The 23,117-nt window shown below is 61.6% G+C and carries 16 protein-coding genes; 6 read left to right on the top strand and 10 right to left on the bottom strand.

The genetic code is table 11. The annotated features are described in order from the left end of the window. Positions 1–20: 20 nt before the first annotated feature. Positions 21–1,814: a 2-oxoacid:acceptor oxidoreductase subunit alpha gene (locus ACILSR_RS21265; RefSeq protein WP_395751807.1), complete on the bottom strand. Its 1,794-nt coding sequence runs from the start codon at positions 1,812–1,814 to the stop codon at positions 21–23. Between the two features lie 163 nt (positions 1,815–1,977). Here ACILSR_RS21265 and ACILSR_RS21260 point away from each other — a divergent pair, with 163 nt between their 5' ends. Together ACILSR_RS21260 and ACILSR_RS21255 are read left to right on the top strand one after the other, a co-directional pair. Next, positions 1,978–2,736 carry a hypothetical protein gene (locus tag ACILSR_RS21260; RefSeq protein ID WP_395751806.1) on the top strand — a complete coding sequence of 253 codons (759 nt, stop codon included), beginning with the start codon at positions 1,978–1,980 and terminating at the stop codon, positions 2,734–2,736. A 125-nt stretch (positions 2,737–2,861) separates the two neighbouring features. Continuing rightward, positions 2,862–5,222 (top strand): DEAD/DEAH box helicase, encoded by a 2,361-nt coding sequence (locus ACILSR_RS21255; RefSeq protein WP_395751805.1) that lies wholly within the window; start codon positions 2,862–2,864, stop codon positions 5,220–5,222. Between the two features lie 164 nt (positions 5,223–5,386). Here ACILSR_RS21255 and ACILSR_RS21250 read toward each other — a convergent pair whose 3' ends face one another. Further along, the gene (locus ACILSR_RS21250) at positions 5,387–6,028 is read right to left on the bottom strand and encodes a hypothetical protein (RefSeq protein ID WP_395751804.1); all 642 of its coding nucleotides are present in this window, start codon (positions 6,026–6,028) and stop codon (positions 5,387–5,389) included. A 205-nt stretch (positions 6,029–6,233) separates the two neighbouring features. Here ACILSR_RS21250 and ACILSR_RS21245 point away from each other — a divergent pair, with 205 nt between their 5' ends. Continuing rightward, positions 6,234–7,670: an AAA family ATPase gene (locus tag ACILSR_RS21245; RefSeq protein ID WP_395751803.1), complete on the top strand. Its 1,437-nt coding sequence runs from the start codon at positions 6,234–6,236 to the stop codon at positions 7,668–7,670. A gap of 389 nt (positions 7,671–8,059) precedes the next feature. Here the strand turns inward: ACILSR_RS21245 and ACILSR_RS21240 are convergent, their stop codons facing one another. The 4 genes from ACILSR_RS21240 to ACILSR_RS21225 all read right to left on the bottom strand — a co-directional run bounded on the left by ACILSR_RS21240 (position 8,060) and on the right by ACILSR_RS21225 (position 12,349). Beyond that, positions 8,060–9,643 (bottom strand): aldehyde dehydrogenase (NADP(+)), encoded by a 1,584-nt coding sequence (locus ACILSR_RS21240; protein WP_395751802.1) that lies wholly within the window; start codon positions 9,641–9,643, stop codon positions 8,060–8,062. Between the two features lie 146 nt (positions 9,644–9,789). Next, positions 9,790–10,416 carry a hypothetical protein gene (locus tag ACILSR_RS21235; protein ID WP_395751801.1) on the bottom strand — a complete coding sequence of 209 codons (627 nt, stop codon included), beginning with the start codon at positions 10,414–10,416 and terminating at the stop codon, positions 9,790–9,792. 102 nt (positions 10,417–10,518) lie between these two features. After that, entirely contained in the window at positions 10,519–11,346 is an 828-nt protein-coding gene (locus tag ACILSR_RS21230) for a fumarylacetoacetate hydrolase family protein (RefSeq protein ID WP_395751800.1), read from the bottom strand. 43 nt (positions 11,347–11,389) lie between these two features. Then, a complete protein-coding gene (locus ACILSR_RS21225; protein WP_395751799.1) occupies positions 11,390–12,349 on the bottom strand; it encodes a MerR family transcriptional regulator in 960 nt (319 codons plus the stop codon). A gap of 135 nt (positions 12,350–12,484) precedes the next feature. Between ACILSR_RS21225 and ACILSR_RS21220 the strand changes: the two genes are divergently transcribed. Next, complete coding sequence (locus tag ACILSR_RS21220; RefSeq protein ID WP_395751798.1) at positions 12,485–13,909, top strand: nucleoside recognition domain-containing protein; 1,425 nt, start codon at positions 12,485–12,487, stop codon at positions 13,907–13,909. A 251-nt stretch (positions 13,910–14,160) separates the two neighbouring features. Continuing rightward, complete coding sequence (locus tag ACILSR_RS21215; protein ID WP_395751797.1) at positions 14,161–15,423, top strand: glutamate racemase; 1,263 nt, start codon at positions 14,161–14,163, stop codon at positions 15,421–15,423. 6 nt (positions 15,424–15,429) lie between these two features. Here the strand turns inward: ACILSR_RS21215 and ACILSR_RS21210 are convergent, their stop codons facing one another. The 3 genes from ACILSR_RS21210 to ACILSR_RS21200 all read right to left on the bottom strand — a co-directional run bounded on the left by ACILSR_RS21210 (position 15,430) and on the right by ACILSR_RS21200 (position 19,783). Continuing rightward, positions 15,430–17,091 (bottom strand): prenyltransferase/squalene oxidase repeat-containing protein, encoded by a 1,662-nt coding sequence (locus tag ACILSR_RS21210; protein ID WP_395751796.1) that lies wholly within the window; start codon positions 17,089–17,091, stop codon positions 15,430–15,432. Positions 17,092–17,219: 128 nt separating this feature from the next. Further along, positions 17,220–18,635, bottom strand: coding sequence for a M81 family metallopeptidase (locus ACILSR_RS21205; protein WP_395751795.1), 1,416 nt, complete (start codon positions 18,633–18,635; stop codon positions 17,220–17,222). Positions 18,636–18,811: 176 nt separating this feature from the next. Beyond that, a complete protein-coding gene (locus ACILSR_RS21200) occupies positions 18,812–19,783 on the bottom strand; it encodes a L,D-transpeptidase (RefSeq protein ID WP_395751794.1) in 972 nt (323 codons plus the stop codon). A 90-nt stretch (positions 19,784–19,873) separates the two neighbouring features. On the opposite strand from ACILSR_RS21200, the gene ACILSR_RS21195 reads away from it, so the two are divergent. Further along, the gene (locus tag ACILSR_RS21195; protein ID WP_395751793.1) at positions 19,874–20,734 is read left to right on the top strand and encodes a hypothetical protein; all 861 of its coding nucleotides are present in this window, start codon (positions 19,874–19,876) and stop codon (positions 20,732–20,734) included. 105 nt (positions 20,735–20,839) lie between these two features. Here ACILSR_RS21195 and ACILSR_RS21190 read toward each other — a convergent pair whose 3' ends face one another. After that, complete coding sequence (locus ACILSR_RS21190) at positions 20,840–23,074, bottom strand: trypsin-like peptidase domain-containing protein (protein WP_395751792.1); 2,235 nt, start codon at positions 23,072–23,074, stop codon at positions 20,840–20,842. Between the last annotated feature and the right edge of the window lie 43 nt (positions 23,075–23,117).

Below are 23,117 nucleotides of genomic sequence, written 5' to 3'. Positions count from 1 at the left end.
TTGGATGCAGCGAAACTGGCTCAGGACTGACCGGCCATGATCTTTTCCACACCGGTGACGATCTCGCGGATGCGGAAGGCGAGGCCGTCGGTTTTGCACACGGACTTGATGCGGGGATCTGCCAGGCTGGCGCGCAGCAGGGTGGCCAGCTGGCCGTAGCCGTAGAGGCCGGAGTCGTTCATCTCCACGCAGACCACGTGTTTGAATTTTTTGAAGAGACCGTCCAGGCCGTCCGGCATGGGGTGCAGGTGGCGCAGGTGCAGGGCGCCGGCCTTGTGGCCTTCTGCGCGCAGGCGGTCCACGCTTTCCTTGATGGGTCCATAAGTGCTGCCCCAGCCGATGACGAGGACATCGCCGGTCTGGTCGCCGTGGATCTCGGGCAGCGGGAGTTCCTTGGAAAGCTGCACCAGCTTGTTGCGGCGCTTGGCGGTCATCAAGGTGTGCATCTTCGGGCTGCCGCTGGGGTGGCCCATTTCATCGTGCTCCAGACCGGTGGAGATGGGATATTTGCCGCCGGCCATCTTGGCTCCGGGAGGGGCGTGGCGGGTGATGGAATCGAGCGGGTAAGGCTTGAAGTCGGCGGGGCGAGTGGACAGGTCCAGCTCAGGCTCCACCCAGTGCATGTCGAGGTCCGGCTCTTCAAAGGCCTCGATGCGGCTGCTCAGAGCCTGATCGCTCAGAATGATGACGGGGCAGGAGTATTTCTTCGCCAGCTTGCCAGCTTCGAGAGCGATGTAGAAGCAGTCTTCCACGTCCTTCGGCGCCAGCACGATGCGCGGGCTGTCGCCGTGGCTGCCATAAATGGCCTGCATGAGGTCGGACTGCTCCACGCTGGTGGGCAGACCGGTGGAGGGACCGCCGCGCTGCACGTTCACGACGATAAGCGGGATCTCAGCCATGCTGGCGTAACCGAGCGCCTCCATCTTCAAACTGAGGCCCGGGCCCGCGCTGCCGGTGATGGCAAGATGCCCTGCGAAAGCAGCGCCGATGGTCATGGCCACGGCGGCCAGCTCATCCTCGGCTTGAACGTAGATACCGCCATACTTCGGCAGCTCGGCGCGCAGGGTTTCCATGATCGAGGACCATGGGGTGATCGGGTAAGCAGAGCCGTAGCGCACACCTGCGGCGATGAGCCCCAGCGTGAGCATCTGGTTGCCGTCTGCGCTGATGCGGTGGCCTCCGGGGGCCTCGCCTGGCACAAAGGCGAACTTCTCCACTTCGCCCACCTGGTAGGCAAAGCCAGCGTCAAAGGCCAGCAGGGCATTGCGCAGCACGCTTTCGTCCTTGCGGCCAAACTGGCGGCTGACGATGCCCACGAGCTTTTCCTTGTCCAGATTGAAGACGGCGCAGACCATGCCGAGCACAAACATGTTCTTGCCACGGTCACGCGTGGAGCCGCCCACAGCCTCCACCGTGGCGGAGGTAAAGGGCACTCCTATGTGGATGATGCCGCGCTCGTTCTTGACATCCTCCGGCGTCATGTCCGCAGTATCGTAGAAGCAGATGCCGCCATCGCGCAGCGCGGCGATGTGGTTCTCGTAGCTATGCTTGTAGAAGGCCACCAGCACGTCTGCCTCGTCGCCCTCATGGAGCACCTCGCCGGAGCCCAGATGCACCTGGAAAATGGAAGGACCGCCCGAAATGGTGGACGGGATGGTCATGTAGGTCATCACTTCCTGCGCCGTGCGGCCGGCCAGACGCGCCAGGAAACCGCCGATGGACTGAATACCGTCCTGCGAATTGCCCGCGAGGCGGATGACGGCGTTGCGCAGGGAGGTGGGAGATGACGACGAAGGAGCGGAAGCGGTGGACATGGTTGGGGTACGGGCATGCACGCCCGCAGATTGGTTGGCTGAGGAAACGCGATTCTAGAAGGGCTTTTGCAGCCGTCCATGGTGGAGAATGGCTTTTTTATGCGATGCCCAACTGGAAAAACCGGTTGATTCCAGGCCATGGTCTGCGCCTCGTTGTCAGTCCATGAAGATGCCGATGAAACGGACGTTGATGCTCTGGGGCAGCCTGCTGGCGGCCTGCGCAACGAAACCCGCGCCCGTGAAAGTGGCAGTGCCGACGAAGCCCGCCCCCATGCACGCGCCCGGCGTAGCAACGGTACCCGGAGATCCTCACGGCGCACGAGTCGCTCCAGGACCAGATGGGCGGGCGCAAGCAGTGGTGCCAGGGCCGGATGGCAAGGCGCGGGTACTGGTTACTGCATCCGGAATTTCGCTGCAGCGGCGGCCGAACGGGCAGCCCGAGGTGCTGGAGGAACCGCTGGAGGTCCCGAGTGAGCCGATGGACATGGAGAAGGACCGCTGGGAAGAGACGTTAAAGGAGGTGGCTGAGGGCATTCGGTGGTCGCCAAGCGGCACTAAGATATGTCTGTTGCGCCTTTACAAACGCGGGAGCGATGTGGCGGTGTATACCCAAGCCTCACACCCAGCAGGGGAGATAGAGCTGGACCTGGACGTGCTGGTGAAGGCCATTGAGGAGCGCTACGGAGATGTGTTCAAGATGGGGCGATTTTACTACATCTCTCCTAAGCGGTGGATCGATGAGGACCATCTGGAGATCGAGTTCAGCGGTAACGTTGTGCCGAAAGTGGTGCCAAAAGTCGAGACATCACCGGAGTTGTGGGGATATTACAAAGGGACGGCGCTCGTCGAGATGGGGGCAAAATCTGGCAACGTAAAGGGTGAGCTCAAATGGGAGCCTCTTGAAAAGCACGAGGTCTTCTGAAGAAGCATGGCTCTTCAGGTCTGCGCCCTCTCCCCGGGAGCTAAGGATCAAACTCCTTGCTATATCCTCCGCTTGTGACAGTATGACACCCCTCAAATTCTGAGGGTTACGTTTCGTTTGTTTTTATGAGTACCCACACCTTCCCTGAATTGGGAATCGCCCCCGAGCTTCTTGAAGCCGTTAAATCTCTTGGCTTTGAGCAGCCCTCACCCATCCAGGCCGAGGCCATACCCGTGGCCATCACTGGACGTGACGTCGTGGGCCAGAGCCAGACTGGCTCCGGCAAAACGATGGCCTTTGGCATTCCCGTCGTGCAAGGCGTGGACGGCTCCAAGCGCCAGGTGCAAGCCCTGATCCTCTGCCCCACCCGCGAGCTGGCCATGCAGGTCTGCGCGGAAATCCACAAGCTGGCCACCTTCAAAGAAGGCGTGCGCGCCACGCCCGTTTACGGCGGCGCTTCCTATGACCGCCAGATCCGCGCGCTGCAGAGCGGTTCCCAGATCGTCGTCGGCACCCCAGGACGCATCCTCGACTTCATGGAGCGAGGCCTGATCAAGTTCGACGCCCTCAAGACCCTCGTCTTTGATGAAGCGGACGAAATGCTGGACATGGGCTTCAGCGATGACATCGACCGCCTCATGGCCGCCGTGCCGAAGGAGCGCCAGACCATTTTCTTCTCCGCAACGTTTGAGCCGCGCATCCGCCGTCTCGTCGAAAACTACACGAACAACCCGGCCACCATCACCATTCAGCAGAAGGCGCTGACCGTGTCCACCATCGAGCAGCGCTACTACGAAGTGCAGGGCCGCTCCAAGCTGGAAGTGCTCTGCCGCGTGATCGACATCGAGGCCCCGCGCCTGACCATCGTTTTCGCGAATACCAAGCGCGCCGTGGACGATGCCACCGACGCCCTCGTGGCCCGTGGTTACGCCGCCGACCGCCTGCATGGCGACATCAATCAAACCATGCGCGAGCGTGTGATGCGGAACTTCCGCAGCGGCAACGTGGAAGTCCTCGTGGCCACCGACGTGGCCGCGCGTGGCCTTGACGTGAACGACATCGATCTGATCGTGAACCTGGAGCTGCCGTATGACGCCGAAGACTACGTGCACCGCATCGGCCGCACCGGCCGTGCCGGGCGCAGCGGCAAGGCCTTCAGCCTCGTGGCCGGTCGTGAAATCTACCTCATGCAGCGCATCCAGCGCTTCATCAACATCCGCGTGGAGCGTGCCAAGGTGCCCTCCCAGGAAGAGCTGGAGGCCACGCGTGTGGACAAGACTTTCGAAAAGGTGAAAGCAGTGCTGGAAGGTGCCAGCTACACCAACCACGAGCACAGCATCCAGCGCCTGCTGGACATTGGTTTCTCCCCCACGGAGATCGCGAGCGCCTTGATGGATCTGCTCATGAAAGACCAGGGCCGCGAGGCCGAGGCGATCGTGGAAGATCGCGCTGGCAAGAAGTTTGAATCCAAGCCGCGTCCGCAGCAGGCAGCCCCTGCCCCGCGTCCCGCTCCTGCCGCAGCACAGACTCCGGCTCAGGCTCCTGTCGCTGCACCCGTTGCCGCTTCTGCGGTTGCCCCCGCTCCGGCTTCGACTGAACCCAACACCGAAGCCTCGGATAGCTCGGCCCCCGTTGCCGAAACTCCAGCCTCGGCACCGGCTCCAGCCGCCGTGGAAAGCCGCGCTGAAGAAGGCGAAGAAGACGCCGGACCCACCAATCACGAGGCCGCCTCTCCGGCCCCGGCCCAGCGACCTGCTCCCGCCAAATTTGACAACGAGTACGACACTTCCGACGAAGAAGATGAGCGTCCTCTGCCCAAGAAGCAGAGCAGCTGGGTGCAAAAAGGCCCGCGCTCTGGCATGGTGCGCCTGTTCATCAACGTCGGCGGCATGGACCAGGTGCGTCCGCAGGACATCGCTGGCATGCTGTATAATACCATTCAAGACCTGACCCCGGGCAGCATTGGCGCGATCGATGTGCTGGAAAAGTGCAGCTTCGTCGAAGTGCCAGGCGACAACGTGGAGTCTGTCCTCGAAGGTGTGAAAGGCGCGCAGATCCGCGGTCGTGACATCCGCATGGACCATGCGGACCGCCCCGACAACATCAGCGGCGTGCGGCCCAAGCGCTTCGGCGGCGGAGGCGGTTTCGCTAAGAAGCCCGGCTTCGGCGGCGGCGGTGGTGGCGGCTTCAACAAAGGTGGCCACGGTGGTGGCGGCGGAGGCTTCAAAGGCTTCGGCGGTCAGGGTGGTGGCTTCAACAAGCCCGGCTTCGGCGGTGGCTTCAAAAAAGGCGGCTTCGGCAGCAAGCCCTGGCAGCAGCGCGAAGGCGAAGGCCCCAGCCCCGGCTACGGTGGTGGTGGTGGCGACGACGGACCACGACGCGAAGATGCTGGCGGCGGCGGCGGTGGTTTCGGCGGGCCTCCCAAGCGCCCCTTCGGTGGCGGCAATCGCTTCGGCGGTGGCGGCGGCTTCAAGAAGAAGTGGTAGCCACATGAACGACACGCCGGTGAGGATGGCTCGCACCAGTCCTCACCGTGAAGCCTGGGCCGTGTTTGAAAACCATCGCTGCGCGTGCAATTCCGTGGAGCGCTTTGGCCTGCCCCATTGCGACAGGAGTACCCAACACGCCTCCTGTCAGCGCATGTCCGGCATCATGACTCCTCACGCTTCTGTTTCTCGACCCATTCCCGAGACACGGTGGGCTTGAACTCAAACTTCGGCATGTGCCGGTCCACTACGGCAAACAGCGAACTGGCCAGAGCAACCACCACTTCGGTGTCTCCCTGGGTGTGGAAATAGCCCACAGACATGTTGTAGGCGGCTACTTTTTCCTTCATCAGCTTCAGCGCCTCCTGATGGCGGCGCGTCGCCTTGCCACGGATGTCCGCGCCCTCCTTGCGAATCATCTTGGCAAGACCGGGGTTCGGCCCAGAGAGCGGACTGCCAACGGTCTCCGTGTGTTGGGCCAGGTCATCCTTGGCCCCTGCCAGACGCTCGGCGATTGCCAGGGCGTTCTCCGCTTCGATCAGTTCCTCTTCCTTTTGATACAGGTCTCTGAAAATGAATACCAGAGCATCCACAGCCTTTTTGTTCATTCCTTCCTGCGTCTTGGAAAAGGTTTCCAGACGCTTCACCGTTTCCACCGCTTCCTGCAGTCCGGGTTGCTGCGCCATCCGTATCGGTCTGAGGCAAAGTACCATCGTAGGAGAGAGCAGCGGATCCTCGGCGGCATCTGACGCCAGGCCCGGCAGAGCATTTCCCAGCAGCAGTAATGTCAGGAGGCATGCTTTCATCGGCGTCCGGGTCAGTAAGCCCGTTTATCTTCATTCGTAACACCCAAACATCAAGCGTGATCCGCTGGCGTCACGGCGCCACCCCTCGCCGCCGCTCTCGCATCTCAATTTGGCAGAAGCTGTACCAAGAAATCATTGGCGGCATGCTCTGTGCGCACTTAAATCTCAGCAGGATCGCCTCCGCGGCTGTCTTACATTCAAAATCATGCCAACCTCCTCCGCACTCCGGGACGCTCTGACTCAGTCACCGAACAACCTGTCGCTGCTTCTGCTCTACGGTCGTGCTTGCCTTGAAGAACTCCACCTGGATGAGGCTCGCGAGGTCTTCACCCGCGCCTTGGAACTGGATCCGGACCAGACGGATGCCATGCTCGGCGTAGCGAAGGTTTTGTTCATGGAGGGAGACACATCCGGCGCCGCCGTGCGTGCGGAACGCGTCATCTTTCTGGAGCCCACCAATGCCCAGGCGCATCTGCTCATGAGCCGCGTGTACCTCAGCGAAGGAGACCGTTCCAAGGCCATCGAGCACTTTGACCGTGCCGCACAGATTGACGGAACCATGAGCGATCCCGCTCTGGAGCGCGAACTGGGACGCACCGCCCGCGACGCGCGCAAGACCGCCCCTGCCCCGGCCCCTGAACCGGCCAGCCAGGAAGCACCTATGTCCGGTGGTGGAGATCAGGATGAATTCTTCGAAGACCCCTTTGAGGATCCTCCCTTTGACTGGCGTCCCGAAACCTTCTACGCTCCCGGCGACCCCGAGCGCGGCAATGTGACCTTCGCCGATGTGGGCGGCATGGAGGAGCTCAAGGAAGAAATCCGCCTCAAGATCACCTACCCACTGCAGTTCCCGGATTTGTACAAAGCCTACGGTCGTAAAACCGGCGGCGGCATCCTCATCTACGGTCCGCCCGGCTGCGGCAAGACGCTGATCCTCCGCGCCGTCGCAGGAGAAGTCCCCTGCAACTACCTCTCCGTGGGCCTGCATGAGATTTTTGACCCTTACTTCGGCAGCACGGAGCGCAATCTGCACCAGATTTTTGAAACCGCCCGCGCCAACGCGCCCTGCGTTCTGGTCTTTGATGACATCGACTCCCTGGCCATGGACCGCCGCCAGATCCGCGAGAGCCAGATGCGCAATCTGGTAAACCAGTTCCTGCATGAGATGGACGGCATCCGCAGCGAGAACCAGCGCATCCTCGTCATTGGCGCCACAAATCAGCCCTGGGCGCTTGATCCCGCCTTCCGCCGCCCCGGTCGCTTTGACCAGGCCATTTTCGTCGCCCCGCCGGACGCCCCGGCCCGCGCGCAGATCATCGAACTGCTGGCCAAGGACAAGCCCATTGCCGAATTCGACACCACGGAACTCATCGAAGCCACCAACGGCTTCTCCGGTGCCGATTTGAAGTGGGTCTTTGACCGCGCCGCCGAGCTTGCCCTCTCCGCCGCCATTCACACCGGCCAGCCCGTGCCGATCACGCTCGAACTTCTCCTCGCCGTAGCCAAGGCCCACACTCCCAGCACCCAGGAATGGTTCGAAGGCGTGCGCACCCACGCGCAGTCGCAGGAGGGTCCGAACAGCATCTTCAACGACATGCGCAAATTTCTCAACGCGCCGTCGAATACGAAGAAGGAGAGGTAAGAAAGTAGTCCAGAGCTTTAGCTCGTTCTGGGAAACGCCCCCTGAGCCGTCATCGCCTCCGATACTCAACTCTGCCGCCGTGTGGAGGCGCAGAGCTTTTGGATTGCGGTCGCGCAGATGTACGGCGCAAGCCAGCAGCGGAGCTACCGCTTTCGAGCGGCTCCTGGCATTCATAAACTCAAAGCCCCGACGCACACCACGGACGGCACTGTGCTCGGTTGGGACACGCCGCCTCCGAACCGCACAGCCTGCGAAAGCGGTAACTCCGCTCATTCTTCGCTCCGCGACCGCACTCCAAAAAGCGTGGTTCATCAGCAAGCCGACATGACTTGCTGATGCTGTGAGAAGAGAGGTCTCTCAGAACGAGCTAAAGCTCTAAACTACTTTCCTTACCGCGTCAGCCCGCCATCCACGATGCGCATCGCGCCTCTCGGATTCGCATCCTTCAGCAGCTCAGGCAACGCCTCCTCCGGGAAGCCCTGGTAGCAGACTGGACGCACGAAGCGGTAGATGCTTCCCGTGCCGATGCTGGTGAAGAAGCTGTGGCTGGCGGCAGGGTACGGACCGCCGTGGTGCATGGAGGGGCAGACCTCGATGCCGGTGGGGAAACCATTGAAGATGATGCGGCCCACCTTGCGCTCCAGCACGCGGACGAGCGGGGCGAAGTCGCGCAGATCCTGCTCGGTGCCGTGCAGGGTGGCGGTGAGCTGGCCTTCAAGGCTGTTCGCATACCGCAGCATGTCTTCCAGCGTGGCGCATTGGGTGATGATGGAGCACGGGCCAAAGACCTCGCGCCGAAGTTCTTCATTGGACTCCAGCACATCGATCGTGGTGGTGAAGATGCGGCAGGCGGCCTGCGAGGCCTTTTCACTCGCCGGAGTTTCAGACTGCCCGGCCAGGTGCAGACCCTTCACTGTCTGCCACACGGCGGTGCCGGCATCGTACGCCTCGCAGATGCCACGATGCAGCATCGTCTGCGGAGCTACCTTGCCCGCGAGAGCGGCGGCATTGCTGATGAACTGGTTCAAATCGTCACCCTTCAAGCCGAGCACCACGGCGGGGTTCGTGCAGAACTGGCCCACGCCCATCGTCACAGAACCGACATAAGCTTCCGCGATTTTCGAGGCGCGCTCCTTCAGTGCGCCGGGCAGCACAAACACCGGATTCACCGAACCCATTTCAGCATACACCGGGATCGGGTGCGCACGGGCGGCCGCCACGTCCATCAGCGCACGACCACCGCGCAGGGAGCCGGTGAAGGCCACGGCTTGGGTGAGCGGGTGCTTCGTCAGAGTGGTGCCGATGTCATTGCACTTGCCATGCACCAGAGAGAAGCAGCCCGCAGGCAGACCAACTTTGTGCAGGGCATTGAGTACCGCACGCGTCAGCATCTCGCAGGTGCCGGGATGGGCCGGATGGCCTTTGACCACCACCGGGCAACCCGCCGCCAGCGCACAGACCGTGTCCGTACCGATGACACCAATGGCGAAGGGAAAATTGGAAGCACCAAAGACAACCACTGGGCCGATGGGCATCATCACACGGCGCACATCCGGCTTCGGCAGAGGCTGACGGTCCGGGATCGCGTGGTCCACGCATGGATTGGCCCAGGAGCCTTCGCGGATCAATGCAGCAAAAAGCTTGAGCTGGCCGATGGCACGACCGCGCTCTCCAGTGAGGCGGGCCATAGGCAGGGCGCACTCCGCATGGGCGCGCTCCAGCAGGGCATCGCCTAGCGCGGTGATCTCGTCGGCGATGGTGTCGAGCAACGTGGCACGCGTCTCCGGCGTGGCAAAACGCAGGGCATCAAAGGCTCCGTCCGCAGCCTGCATGGCCTCATCCGCCTCGGCATGGGTGGCATCTCCAAACGCAGGCTCAAGCTGCGCACCCGTCGTGGGATTGTAAGCGTGAAACAGATGGCCGTGGGGAGCAGCCTCGCGGCCCGCGATGAAGTGATGTCCAGTGAGTGTCATGGTTGGTAAGTCTCTAAAAGAGAAATGCGGTTTCGTCCAGTGTTCGTGCGTGGGCCTCTCAGCATCGTTGGGATGTGGCCGCCATAATTCCAACCGCGAGGCCGCCTCCTCTCCTCACTGCGGCAGGCCATTGATCACCGCAGCCATCATGGAATCGCCGGCAACTCCATGATGAAGTGAGACTTTGAAACCAGAATTTCCATCGTTGGATCCTGCTCCGCCAGCTCTTTCAGCACCCGGACTTTGAGATAACGGGCCTCGTCCGGCATTTGCGGAGCCAGATCGTAGCTGATAAACCCAAACCCACCTTTCTTGCTCATCTTCGTCATCGGCATTGGCACCGTATTGTCTCTTCCCCGCCAGACGAGCTGGAGTCTGGGATTCATATGCGGACTTGGATTGAGGAAGGCGAAGAAGTCCCCCAGAGGCCGCCCCTCGCTGTTTAGCCACTGCCCCAAGAACCGAAATTTGAAGCCTTTGCGATCGCCCCAGTCCTTGCCATAGACAAACAATCGCCGCCCTAAGATGACACCCACCACGATTTCTTCCTGGTGCTCAAAGGCGAATGTCGTCTTGTCCCCTTCAGGAAAAAACTGCAGCAGTTCAACGGCTGTCAGCCTGGTTTCTCGAAGGTCCAAATCAGTTGTCTGTGCCACGGGCACCACGAGAACTCTGCTTCCTTGAAGGATCTCATAATGCCGCGAAGTGTCCTCAGGCAGTTCACTCGAAAAAAGATGCCCGGCACACAACAAACTGAAGAAGAGTGTTTTCATGGGAATCCAACGCCAGCATTTGAAAGGCGACCGGGGGAGTTTCGACCGCCCATTTTCAAGAAAACTACAGCAACCGCATAGGTGTTGGAAAGGGCATTCGCATCACCCCACCGGGTTCACCAGCGTGCCGATGCCTTCGATGGTGATGCTCATGATGTCTCCACTTTGCAGGGTGAACTCGTCTCCGGGGACGATGCCTGTGCCGGTCATGAGGAAAGTGCCGGTGGGAAAGGTGTTGTCGCGGAAGAGGAATCCGGCGAGCTCCGTGGGAGTACGCTTGAGCTGGGAGACCGTGGTCTCTCCTTCAAAGGCCGGTGCGCCTGCGCGGTCGATCTGCAAATGAATGCGCGTGGTCGGAGCGGGCGCTTCGTTTTGGATGAGGATGGCGGGGCCGAGCGCGGCACAGAGCTTGAAGCATTTGGCCTGCGGCAAGTACAGGGGGTTCTCGCCCTCGATGTCGCGGCAGGAGAGGTCATTGCCAACGGTGTAGCCGATGATCTCGCCACGGCTGTTGATGCAGAGGGTCAGCTCCGGCTCGGGCACCATCCATTTCGAGTCGCTGCGCAGGTGCATGGGCTGGCCGGGATGTGCCACACGCTGAGGGGTGGCTTTGAAAAAGATCTCGGGGCGCTCAGCGGCATAGACGCGGTCATAGAAGCTGCCGCCGCCGGCGTCCTTGCTCTCCTCCATGCGTGCGGTGCGGCTGCGGAAGTAGGTGACCCCCGCGGCCCACACTTCCTGGGAAACGATGGGAGCCAGAATCGTCTCAGCGGCCGGCGCTTCCACGGCTGGAGAGGTGGCGGCGATCTGCGCGAGGTAGGCGGACAAACCCACGAGTTCAAGCAGTGCATCCCAGTTCGTTTCGGGCACGGCGTGCCATGAGTTTGCGGTCTGAATGTAGCTGCCGGTGGTGGTGCGATAGAGAAGCATGGGAGCGCAAGCTAGAGGCTGCTCACGCCGTGTGCAACCCACCTCAGAGCTGATTCTTGCACAGGGCCTCGTCCAGGCCGTGCAGGCAGTGCACCCATTGGATGTTTTCGTTGGGAAGGCTGGCCCGGTAGCTTTCAGAGGCACGACCGCCCACAATGAAGCGCATGGACGGTGGCAGCATCTCGCGCATGCGGCGCAGCTTCTCCACGATGACCGGACAATTTTCCGGGTACACGACACTCAGGGCCACGGCGGTCACGTGCCGGGCCAGGGCACACGCGGCGATTTCCTCCACCGGCAGATTGGGGCCGAGGTAGGTCACATACCAGCCCAGGTCTCGCGCTGAGGCGGCGACGATCAATGCTCCCAGTTCGTGCAGTTCTCCCGCAGGCGTGGCGACGACGAGTTCCGGGGCATGTGCCGGAGTCTGGCTGCCGGGCACCGGGGTGAGAAGCAGCTCCCGGATCACAGCCGTGGCGATGTGCTCGTGGCTGGCGCGCATTTCGCCATGCTGCCAGTTGCTGCCTATCTTCACGATCAGCGGGCACAGCACCTGGTGCAGCATGCCGCGCTGGCCATACTGCAGGCGTGCCTGCAGCAGCATCTTCCGCAGTCCCTCACAGTCATAGCGTTTTGCCGCTTCGATGGCGGACTCCACATAATGTGCGGGCTCCATTGCCGGAACTTGCGGCACACGATCATCGGCAGAACTCGGCGCTGTAGGATCCGCAGGAATCACGGGGACCGGCCGAGCGACGGGCACGGTGCCCTGGGCCAGCTGCTCCAGCTCCTCCGTGCTCAGACGCGCCACACCACCGATGCGGTGGCCGTTCTCCGTGAGCATTTTCAGCAGCTTCAGCCGCTTCACCGCCTCGTCACAGTACATGCGCCGGTTCGTGCCTGTACGGCTCGGGCTCAATGCGCTGTAGCGCCTCTCCCAAATGCGGATCACATGCTGGCTGAGGCCACTGAGCTTGCTGGCGAGCTGGATAGGACAGGGCATTGATGAAGTGAACGAAGAAAGAATCAGGAACGTGCAGTAAAATGGAAGAGCACTTGGCACTTGAGGCCAGCGCAGAAACGTTTACGCATTGCCGCCGCATCTGGCTACCACGTTGTCACACTTTCCGCCACAGCCATGCTGAATTATATTTGGGCCACCCTCCTTTTTATCGGACTTCTGGTTGCCGGCCTGGTGGGGCGCATTTCGGGAGATGCCAGCGTCATCGATGCCGCGATGAAAGGCGCGGAAAAGGCCGTCATGGGCATCGCCCTGCCGCTGGCGGGCATGATGATGTTCTGGCTCGGGGTGCTGCGCCTGCTGGAAAAGGCCGGCGTGCTGGAGGCCGTGGTCCGCCTGCTCTCTCCCCTGCTCCGCCGTTTGTTTCCCGACGTGCCCACCGGCCACCCGGCCATGAGCGCCATGGTGATGAACCTCTCCGCCAACATGCTGGGCCTCTCCAACAATGCGACCCCGCTGGGCCTGAAGGCCATGGGCCATCTGCAGGAGCTCAATCCCCACAAGCAGAGCGCCAGCAATGCCATGATCACTTTTCTGGCGCTGAACACCGGCGCCTTCACTCTCATCCCCATGACCGCGATGAATTTCCTCAACGCCGCCGGTGTGAGCCACAGCTTCCGTGTCATCGTGCCCACCATCCTCGCCACCGCCTGCGCCTCGGTTGCGGCGGTGATCGCGGCCAAGAGCTTTCAGCGTCTGCCTGGTTTCGCCGCTCAGCCAGATGAGGTCGTCACCGAAGCCCAGTCCTCCGTCTCCAGGCCCGCAGGCATCTCGCCGCTGGCCAGATTCTGGCTCATGCTGCTGGCCACCCTGTTCATCGGCGTCTCAGCTTTGGAGCTCGGCCCGCCACACTGGCGGAAGTCCATCCTCGACCATACTGGCCTCTCGGCAGTACTGGCGCAGTCCGCGCAAAGAAAGGCAGATGCGGAAAAGACGCTCGCTTTAAAAAAAGAGGAGGCCAAGGCCGCAGCCGCCACGCAGGAGAAAGCCGAGCCCCCGGTTTGGCGCCGGGTCATGGACGGTGCCTCCGGCCTCGCCATTCCCGCCATCCTCATCCTTGCAGTAGGCGTGGCTTGGGCACGCGGGGTGAAGGTGTATGAAGAATTTGTGGATGGTGCCAAGGAGGGCTTTCAGGTGGCGGTGCGCATCATGCCCTATCTCGTGGCCATGCTCGCCGTGCTGGCCATCCTGCGTGAGTCCGGCGCGTTTCAGCTTCTGGAGTATGCGCTTGCTCCCGTGCTGAACGCCCTGGGCTTCCCGGTGGAGTTGCTCTCACTGGCGCTCATGCGCCCGCTCAGCGGCTCTGGCGCGCAGGGCATCCTCAATGAAATCCTCACCCGCCCGGACCTGAGCGAGATGGTGAAATTCACCGCAGGAATCCTCTACGGCTCCACGGAGACCACCTTCTACGTGCTCACCGTGTACTTCGGCAGCGTCGGCGTCCGCCGTTTCCGCCACGCACTCGTCGCGGGCCTTACCGCGGACTTTGTGGGGATGGTGGCCGCAGTGTTTTTTGGGCGGCTCCTGTTTGCGTTTGCGTGAGGCCCCCGAGGCATTCCTGAAATCTTCCGCTGCCTGTTTGGCAAATGCTGCTGCCAGCATTCATTATTCCCCCCGCCGCCAAGATCCGCCGTCACGGATTGCGTATTTGAGAGCTTGCCATTGCCGCACACCGCCCCACTGCGCCCATTGCCATGCTCTTCCGCCCTGATTGTTCCTTCATGAGACCGACTTCACGCGTGATTGGCATGCCTGCTGCGTACATACCTACCCCCTCTCCGCCAGCCCTTCCCATGAAAATACTCACCGCGCTGCTCCTGCTCGCTGTTGCGGTTCACTCCGCTGATTTGATCGAGCACGCGCGTGCGCATGCGGATGGCAAGGCCGCCTTCAGCTTTGACGCCAGCGCCTGGGACGATGCCGAGGCCACACGCCATCTGCCCATCGGCGTGTTTGACTCCGGCATCGGCGGGCTCACGGTGCTGGAGGCGCTGCTCACACTGGACACCTTTAACAACGAAACCCTGCAGCCTGGCGCGGATGGCGTGCCAGACTTCGCCCAGGAGCGCTTCATCTACTTCGGCGACCAGGCAAACATGCCCTACGGCAACTACTCCGCCGTCAATCGCACCGACTACCTCCGTGAACTCATTCTCAAAGACGCCGTCTTTCTGCTGGGCCGCCGCTTCTGGCCCGCGCAGGGCACCGAACCTCTTTACCAGAAGGCACCCGTCAAAGCCATCGTCATCGCCTGCAACACCGCCACCGCCTACGGCCTCGAAGACCTCCGCAAGGCGGTCGCTGCATGGAAGGTGCCCGTCATCGTCATCGGCGTGGTGGAGGCCGGAGCGCGCGGTGTTTTGGAATCAAAAACGACAGGAGGCATCGGCATCCTCGCCACCATCGGCACCTGCTCCAGCCAGGTGTATCCGCGCACCATCACCAGCACGCTCGGCCGCGCGGGTCAGAGCGTGCCCGTCATCGCCCAGCAGGGCAGCCCCACGCTGGCCGGTGCCATCGAAGGAGACGCCGCTTTTCCCGACTCTGTCTCTGCCTACGCACTGAAGGAGGCCCGCTCTCTGGCCGAGGCCTATCGAGATTCCAAACCGACCGCGCCTTTGCAAACCATCGTGCTCGGGTGCACGCACTACCCTCTGGCCAAAGAAGAGATCGACACCGCTTTCGCCGCTCTGCGCAAGGAGGACGCGTTTCGCGATCTCATCGCCGAGCAGCGCACCTTTGTAAATCCCGCAGAAGCCACCGCCCGCGAGCTCTTCCGTGAACTCGCCCAGGCCAAACTCCGTCTCAAATCCGGCGAAGTCTGCCTCCTCGATCATCATCAGTTCTACCTCTCCGTGCCTCGCGTGGAGGAGGTCGGCATCCAGCTCTCAGGAGATGGCAGCCTGGACAAAGACTACAAGTACTCCCGCAGCCCCGGCCATCACGATTTCGAAGACACCAAGAACGTCCCCATGTCCCCCGCTTTGATCCCAAAAAACAGCGCCAAACTGGTGCGCGAAAGGCTGCCCGCCGTATGGCGCAGTCTGAGCCGGTGAATCCACCTATCGCTCAAAGATCGACCCCTCGTCCCGATCCGCGACCTTCAGATAGCGGAAGTAAACCTCCAACTGCAGCGTGCATAGGCACTGCCGGTAAATCGCATCCGCCGCATCACCCGCCGGCCAGTTCGGCCGCCCACGCTTAAAGGATCCATCCGCCAGCTGTGCACCCAGCACCTGCGGCATGAATTGCGCGTTGTAAAACTTCCAGTCATCTCCTCCAGCCTGGAAGAAAGCCTGCGTGTAGTAATACCAGCAGTACAGGTTGCAGTTGCGCTCCCAGTCCAGCGGCTCGCCCGCCAGAAACTCCCGCAGAAAGCGAATGCCCTTCTTCACCGCCGTCGCTTTGTTGTGCGCCAGCGTTTGCAAACCCAGCACGCCGCAGCCGGTGAGGCTCCATTGGTTGTAGTGAGAATCACGGTTCGTCACGCCGAAGCCACCGTCCTTCGTCTGCTTGGTTTCCAGGTAATCGCAGCAGCGCTTGATCGCCTCATCCAGTCCCGCGATTTTTAAACCCGAATGCTTCGCGGCCTTTAGCGCCTGAAACTGCCAGCCCGTTACGGACAAATCCTCGCCGCCGCTCTCCTTGTTGTAAGCGGACGGCATCCCCGCATCCTTGCCGCCATAAGTCCACGCGCCCTTGCGATTTTGTTCGGCAATGATCGTCTGCACGCCTTTCTCAAACGTGTCGCGCAATCCGGGCAGACTGCGGTTGCCGAGGCGATAAAACGAATACATCTCCCCCAGCGCATACGTCGCGATGCCATGCTCATACGTCGCAGAATTCGACATCGGCTGCTCCGCCACAATGCCCTGCGGATTCTTCCGCGCCAGCTCCACCAGATACAGCATGCCATTGCGCACATTGTCGCCATAGAAAGGTGAGTCCGGCGTCTCGCAACGGCCCAGATAGCACAAAAGCGTCAGCCCCGTCATCGCGGCCTTGTTGTTTCGCCCCCACGAACCATCCGCATTCTGCTGTGTCTTCAGCCACGCCAGCGAGCGCGACACTGCAGCCTCGCACTCTGGCGTGCCTCCATTCTGCCGCAGCTTTTCCAGACGGCTTTGCACCGAGCAGCGCCCGCCAAACGTGCTGGGAAGATTCAGGACCACAGCCGAAGGTCCGGTGCCCCCGAGTCCTGGCATCAGCGATTCAGTGCCCAGCTTACCAAATCCACCGACTCCTCCATTCCCACCTTCCGGCAAAGGCACGTCCCCTACAGCATCCATGATTGGAGCCCCCTCTCCGCCAACCACAACAAGGCGTGTCTGCGGCTGCTTCTTCGCCATTGAGGCCTGCCGCTTGGTGCTGACGCGATGCTCCAGTGCTTGCGAAGCCTCCACGCCCGCCTGCGTCTGCCCCGCAGGAATAAAATCGATCTCCTTCTTCGTCATCTGCGTCCCCACCAAAATCACCCCCGCCAGCAGCAGCATCCCCACATGCACCGCAATGCTGAGCATGAGCGACCCTCCGCCCATCTGCCGCCAGACACGTCGCAGCGCTGAAGGCCGCGCCTGCATCTTCACCGGTTGCGGCGCAACATCCTCCACTGGCACCGCTGTCAGCACAGGCTCGGCCACAGCCGGCGGCGGCTGAAACCTCTCCCATCCAGGTGGCACAGTATAACCAGGAGATGTCGGCTGATGTGGATCATGAGTGTTCATATCGGTGTGGATTCACACCTCATCACGCCGAACTAAAAATCCTCTTGGGGTAAAGTTACGTCACCCCATTCACAAGCCTCCGGACAACTTTAAACTTCAAACCTTAAACTTGAAACTCCGGCTCTACTTCAACTCTTCAAATGCCGGTACGGCAACGCCGCCAAATTGCTGCTGCACGGCCCCGGCGTATCCACCCACAGCATCCGCGCCGCGATCTTGTCATACGCACGCCGATGCGCCACCGCAGCCTTCACCGCGACCACCGACAACGCCTCTACTTCGATCCCCTGGCTATGCCATTGACCGAGATCAAACGGCGGCGTCTTCACACTCGTGATGAGAATCGTAATCCCCGCATGCTTCACCACCGCGCAGCGCCCCATGTCAAACACATCGCCGCACATGCTGGCCAGATGGCTGTTCTTGTCCTCCAGTTCAAATCGCCCGTCTTTCAAGGCAACAAGCTCCACTTCAAGTTCCAGCGGCCCCGCATCCAGCCTGCTGCCCTTGCCACCGAGTTGAATAACACGCGCCCCCGCCTCGATCTCACTTACCGCCTGAGGGTCAGCGATGCAGATCGCAGCCTTCTCTATGCCATGGCGAATCATCGCGCGCAGCAAACCCGTGCAATCCCCCGGCGCACCTCCACCAATGTTGTCCGCAGGCTCCACCAGCACCGTCAGTCCCGCAGGAAGCGGCTTGAGCCCCGCCAGAGCTTCATCCGCAGGCGGATCAGTGATCTGACCCAGATGCGTCAGTTCATGCGCACGCTTGGCCAGCGCCTCAAGCTGCGGCGTCGCATCCGCTGTCGTACACGCCACGAAGCTCACTCCCGTATCTGGCGTGTCCGCAAAGCTGAAGCCCGCCACAATGTTCATCGCCCACAGTGATTCATTCTCGCATTCAAACTGCCGCGCCATCGCTTCCAGCGTCAGCATCGGGTCCTGCGCTGTACCCGTTCCCGTCGGTGGCCAGACGATACCGGGATTGTTCAGTTGCATGCGCGGCCGCTGCCCCGTGGTCAGACAACGGTTCAGCAAACGCGCGGCAATCAATCCCGCCTCACGCGCATCCGTATGCGGATTCTCACGATAGCCCACCAGGCAGTCCGCCAGCGCAGCCATCTGTGGCGAAAAATTGGCATGCAGGTCGAAGACGCCAAAAACCGGCACATCAGTGATCACACGCACACGACGCAGAATCTCACCTTCCACATCCACCATCGTCTGCGACACCATCGCCCCATGCAGCACCAGGTAGATCGCGTCATAGCAGCCCTTCTTGACATAGGAATCAAGATCATCCCAGAACTGCTCGATCACCTCATCCGCCACCGTTGCCGAAGGCTGCGCGCGATAGTCAGCAGCCGGGATCATCTCCCACCCAAACTCATCCGCAAGTTCCAGCACCCCGCCGAGCGGCGATGAGTCCCCTTTGCAGGCCCATAGCTCATCCCCGCGCCTGATTTGAAAATCAGCGAGCGTCGTCAACCCGTCGAGAAAGGTGTGAGTCTCGTGAAAGAGACCGGCAATGAGAATACGCATGATGGAAAAGTAATGAAAAAAGCGGTTCCGTCTTCTACGCAGTTCGCAGGCCGTCGTTTGCCTGAAAGCTGCGCAGCACCTCCGGCACGAGTGGGATCATCCTGATCCCACACGCTCTCGCTTCATCCACCACGCCCAAACCAAGAGCCTGGATCCCCTTCCTGTCAGACTTCCACCTACCTCACAATCACCCGCGTCCCAGGCCTGATCAGCCCCGGCAGTCTTATCGCATCCCAGTTCGCAAATCGCACACACCCCGCGCTGCGCGTCCGCCCAATCGTGCGCGGCATGGCAGTGCCGTGCAGCCCAATGCCCGACTTGCTCAGCCCGCACCAGATCACCCCGATGGGACTGTTCGGCCCCGGCGGAATCTGAAATGCCTCCTCACCGCGCACCCCTTCTTCGAGGAACTGCTTGTCATAGCGAAAGGTCGGCGTTGCCATCATCGTCATCACCTTCCACGTGCCCACCGGGATGAACTGTGGCTTCCCCGGCGTGATGGGAAAGGCCGCCAGCATCTCCTCCTTGTCGCTGTAGATCGCCGCCATGCGCTCCGTCGTATCCACCACGATCGTGCGGCTGCTCAGCATCGGGTCGTTCTTGAAGCTCTGCATCGGCTTGATGTCCTCGATGCGGAACGACTTCACATTGGGCACCACGATGATGTCCCCCGGCTTCAGCGCCGCCAGATTTTTGCCGGGATTGATCACGCCCACAAAAGACTCATCCGTATGGAACCTCTCCGCAATCAGCTCCAGCATGCTGCGGTAGGCCATGAAGGGATACACCGACGCCTTCTCATAATCTTCCGGCAGATCGGTCGTCACATACTTGGGCAGCACCGGCTGGATTTTGAACGCCGCAAAAATCACGGGCACCTCCGCCTCCGCAGCCTCCTGAATCCGCGTCCAGTTGTACAGGTCCTTGAAGCCGTGCGCATAGTTGTAGTTCACCACCGCCTTGTAGGTGAACTCGCCGATCGCCCCATCCAGCTTGCCGGGGCCAAAGAGATGTTTGTCGAGAAAAATCTGGATGCGCAGGATCGTGTCACGGTCCTTGGGCACGGAAGGGTCATCCTTGGCCGGCCCCAGATCTTGAGCCTGGGCCGCGACCATCAAAAGGCAGAGCAGCAGGAGGTGTTTCAGCATCGAGCCCCCATGCTAGTTCGCCTTCCGCAATGAGCAAGGCTCTGCACGCCCTTGCCTGCATCCGTTCTGGTGCTTAGCTTGCCCTAAGCCATGAAAGCGCTGTTCATCACCCTGCTGATCTTTGTTTCGGCGTTTCTGATCTATGACCGCTTCCTCACGCCTGCGGGCCGTCGCATCGTGTTTGAAAATCCGCCCCTCGTACTCCCGGAGGAAACGCCATCACGCTCCACCACCATCCGCACCGAGCGGGTGCCGCGTCCGTCCACGGACTCCCCTGCCCCACTCGTCAAATCCGGTGATGGTTTCGTACCTCCTCAAATCGAGCCGCTGGAGCAACTGACCAAAAACTGGACCGTCTTCCCTCCCACCGCCTTTCCACGTCAGGTCAAGCTCAGCAAGCCCGTGCAACTGCGCATGGCAGGCGGTGCCTCCACTCTCCCCGCTGGTTCCACAGCCTTCGCTCTTTCCGCCCAGAGTAATGTCCTCCTCGTAGCCCCCACGGAGACCTCCCAGGCACGCGGCCAGATCTTCGTGCACGATACCGACATGCCCACCCAGGTCCGCGCCTCCTACGAGCGCTGGAAAAAGGGCCGCATTGAGCAGGCACACGCCGCCTGGAAGCAAAAGCTCGCATCCGGCGCCATCACCGCAGCGAGCATGCCCCACGCCGTGGATGCCCTCGGCAAACCCAAAGCCAATGCCGACGGCAGCTACGACCTCCTGCTGGCCAGCATGCGCTCCGGACAGGTCACTGACATCAAGCCCGCCAAAATCAAACGCTGGGGCAGTCCGCAGGCCACCACCATCGACGACAAGCCAACCTGGACCCTCAATCTTTGGTACGAAACCATCGCCTTCTGCGGCCCGCTCGATGCCGAAGCCCAGGCCCAGATCCGCGACGGCCAGGTCATCCGCTGGATCTACCCCGGCTCCGGCGAACCCGTGCCATAGCACCTCTGAACGTGATACAGGCTGCCAGCCTGTGGGTCTGCGCCTAGCCAGCCCCCTCGCTCACGCCCTTTCCCAAACCTACAGGCTGGCAGTCCGTGCCACTCCTCATTCCCTCAGCGACTGCATCCACACATCCAGCTGCTGCATGACTTCCGGCGGACCGCCCTCTGGGAAATTCTCGATCAACCAGCTCACGTCCTCGCGCGCGCCCGCTTTCTCTCCGAAGCGCTGACGCATCTGCGCGCGCGTGAGCCGTTCCGGCGCGGCCTTGGGGTCGATCGCCAGAAACAGGTTCAGGTACGGCAGCGACTCCCGCAGCGAGTGGTTGTTGTCAAAAACACTGCTCATCAGGTTGCGCAGCATGCGCAGCAGAATGGTCTGCTTGGTGGTGGGCGCCAGCGCATCTTCCGGAAAGCGGCCGTCTTCCGTGAGGGCCAGCGCCGCCTGCTCCACCGTCACCAGCTTGCCATGCTCAAACACATCCACGAGCTGCAGTTCGCCCTCCGGTCCATCCCGAAATCCCACCATGAACTTCCCTGGCAGCGGCACGCCAAACACGCCCTGCACCCCCAGCGCGGAGGCCAGCTCCACATACAGCACGCTCAGCGTGATGGGCAGCCCTTCGCGATCATCAATGACCTCGTTCAGATAACTATTGGAGCGGCTGGAGTAGTCACCGCGGCTGCCGTGAAATCCATTCTCTTCAAAGAGGTAGCGGCTCAGGCGCTTCACCGCCGGGATCGTCCCCGCCTTGATCTCCGGATCCTCTTTGAGATCCAGCACCATCGCCTTGAAGCTCGTCAGGTAGGAGGAGATGTCCACTTCGGGGTTGTCATGGCGCGCCAGCAGCAGCGCGCAGCGCAGCAGGTTGATCTCAGGCTCCGGCTTCGCCAGCTCCGCCAGGATCTCCTTTGTCATCGCGCGGCGGTGCAGTTCGCGCTCCAGATCCCGCAGCTTGGTCGCTTCTTCCTCCAGCTTGCGCCGTTGCTCCACCAGCACGCGCTTGGCGGCGGCGGGGCTTTCCAGCAGCCCCTCCAGGGTCTTCTCAGAGCTGGTGGCATCGGCGACGTATTCCTCCACCTTGGACCGCATTTTGGAGGCCACCTCCGGTTCCAGTGCCTTTTCAGCCAAGTCCGTGCCGATGCGGAAGTTGCGAAACTGCGCCACCGTGGTCCTGAATTTGCACAGCCCGGCGGAGCCGCCGCGCAGCCCCGTGTCAGCGCTCTCGATCACCTTCTTTCCATTCACAAAGCAGAGGATCCGCTCCGGTTCCACCCGCACTCTCAGCGCGTTCCATTCTCCGGGCTTGTACGCATCGCTCGGCACATCCGCCAGGATCGTCCATGAGTACACATCCGGACCGTTGAAACGGGTCAGTCGCAGCTTGCCGCCGGAGGCATAAAAGCCGTAGTGCTTTTCCTCGCCGTCAGAGCAGAAGGTCAGACCGGCGGCGCCGCCCTCGTCATCCAGATGCACCGTCGTTGCGATCTCAAAGCTCTCCTCCGGGACCTTGTGGGTGGAAAGGCACAGCGCCCTCCCGCCAAAGCCGGAGCCAGGAAGCTCGGAACGGATGATGCCCGCGTGCTGCGTCCACTGCGCACCCAGGTGGGTCTTCCAGAGCTTGGGGTTTAGCGCCCCGATCGTGAGCCAGCGAGACATCGGCACCGGGTTCGGTTTTTCGATCAGCGTTTTCAGTTCGTTCACCGGCATGGCAAAGCCCAGATTGTCAGTCTTCAGCGACTTCAACGTCAGCAGCCCCAGCACCCGCCCCTGCATGTCCAGCAAGGGTCCGCCGCTGTTCCCCTGCTCGATGGGCACCGCCACCTGCAGCATCTGCCGGCCGTCGATCTCACGCGTCGCGGAGAGCACCCCCTGCACGATGCTGAATCCCAATCCCTCCGGAGCACCCATCGCCACAATAGGCTCCCCCTGCCGCACCTTGCTGGAGTCTCCCAGCGGCAGCGCCTTCAGTCCCTTGGCCTCAATCTTCAGAAGCGCCAGGTCCAGATGGCTGTCGCTGGCCTGCACCACGCTGACGTCATGCGTCGTGCCATCATGCATCTCGATCTGCAGCCGCCGCGCCTCGCCAATGACGTGCAGATTGGTGGCTATCAGACCATCCTCCCGGATGATGAAACCGGAGCCGATACCATCCGCGCCCTCCCGGCCTAGCTGGGTGATCTTCACCAGCGAAGGGCGGATCACCTCCGCCAGTTCGGCAGCCGTGCGTGCGGCAGAAGGCGCCCTGGCCGCCGGCTTGGGAACGGACTTGGATTTCGGGGCCGCGTCTGCCTGGCCCAGCAGCAGGCTGGTGAGGAGCAGGAGGTGGAAGGGGCGCATGACAGAGTGTGGTGCAAGAAACGCGCCACGCGAGCATTTCCAT

Source organism: Prosthecobacter sp. (assembly GCF_044222565.1).
Taxonomy (GTDB): Bacteria; Verrucomicrobiota; Verrucomicrobiia; order Verrucomicrobiales; family Verrucomicrobiaceae; genus Prosthecobacter.
This window is presented reverse-complemented; position numbering and strand designations above follow the sequence as displayed.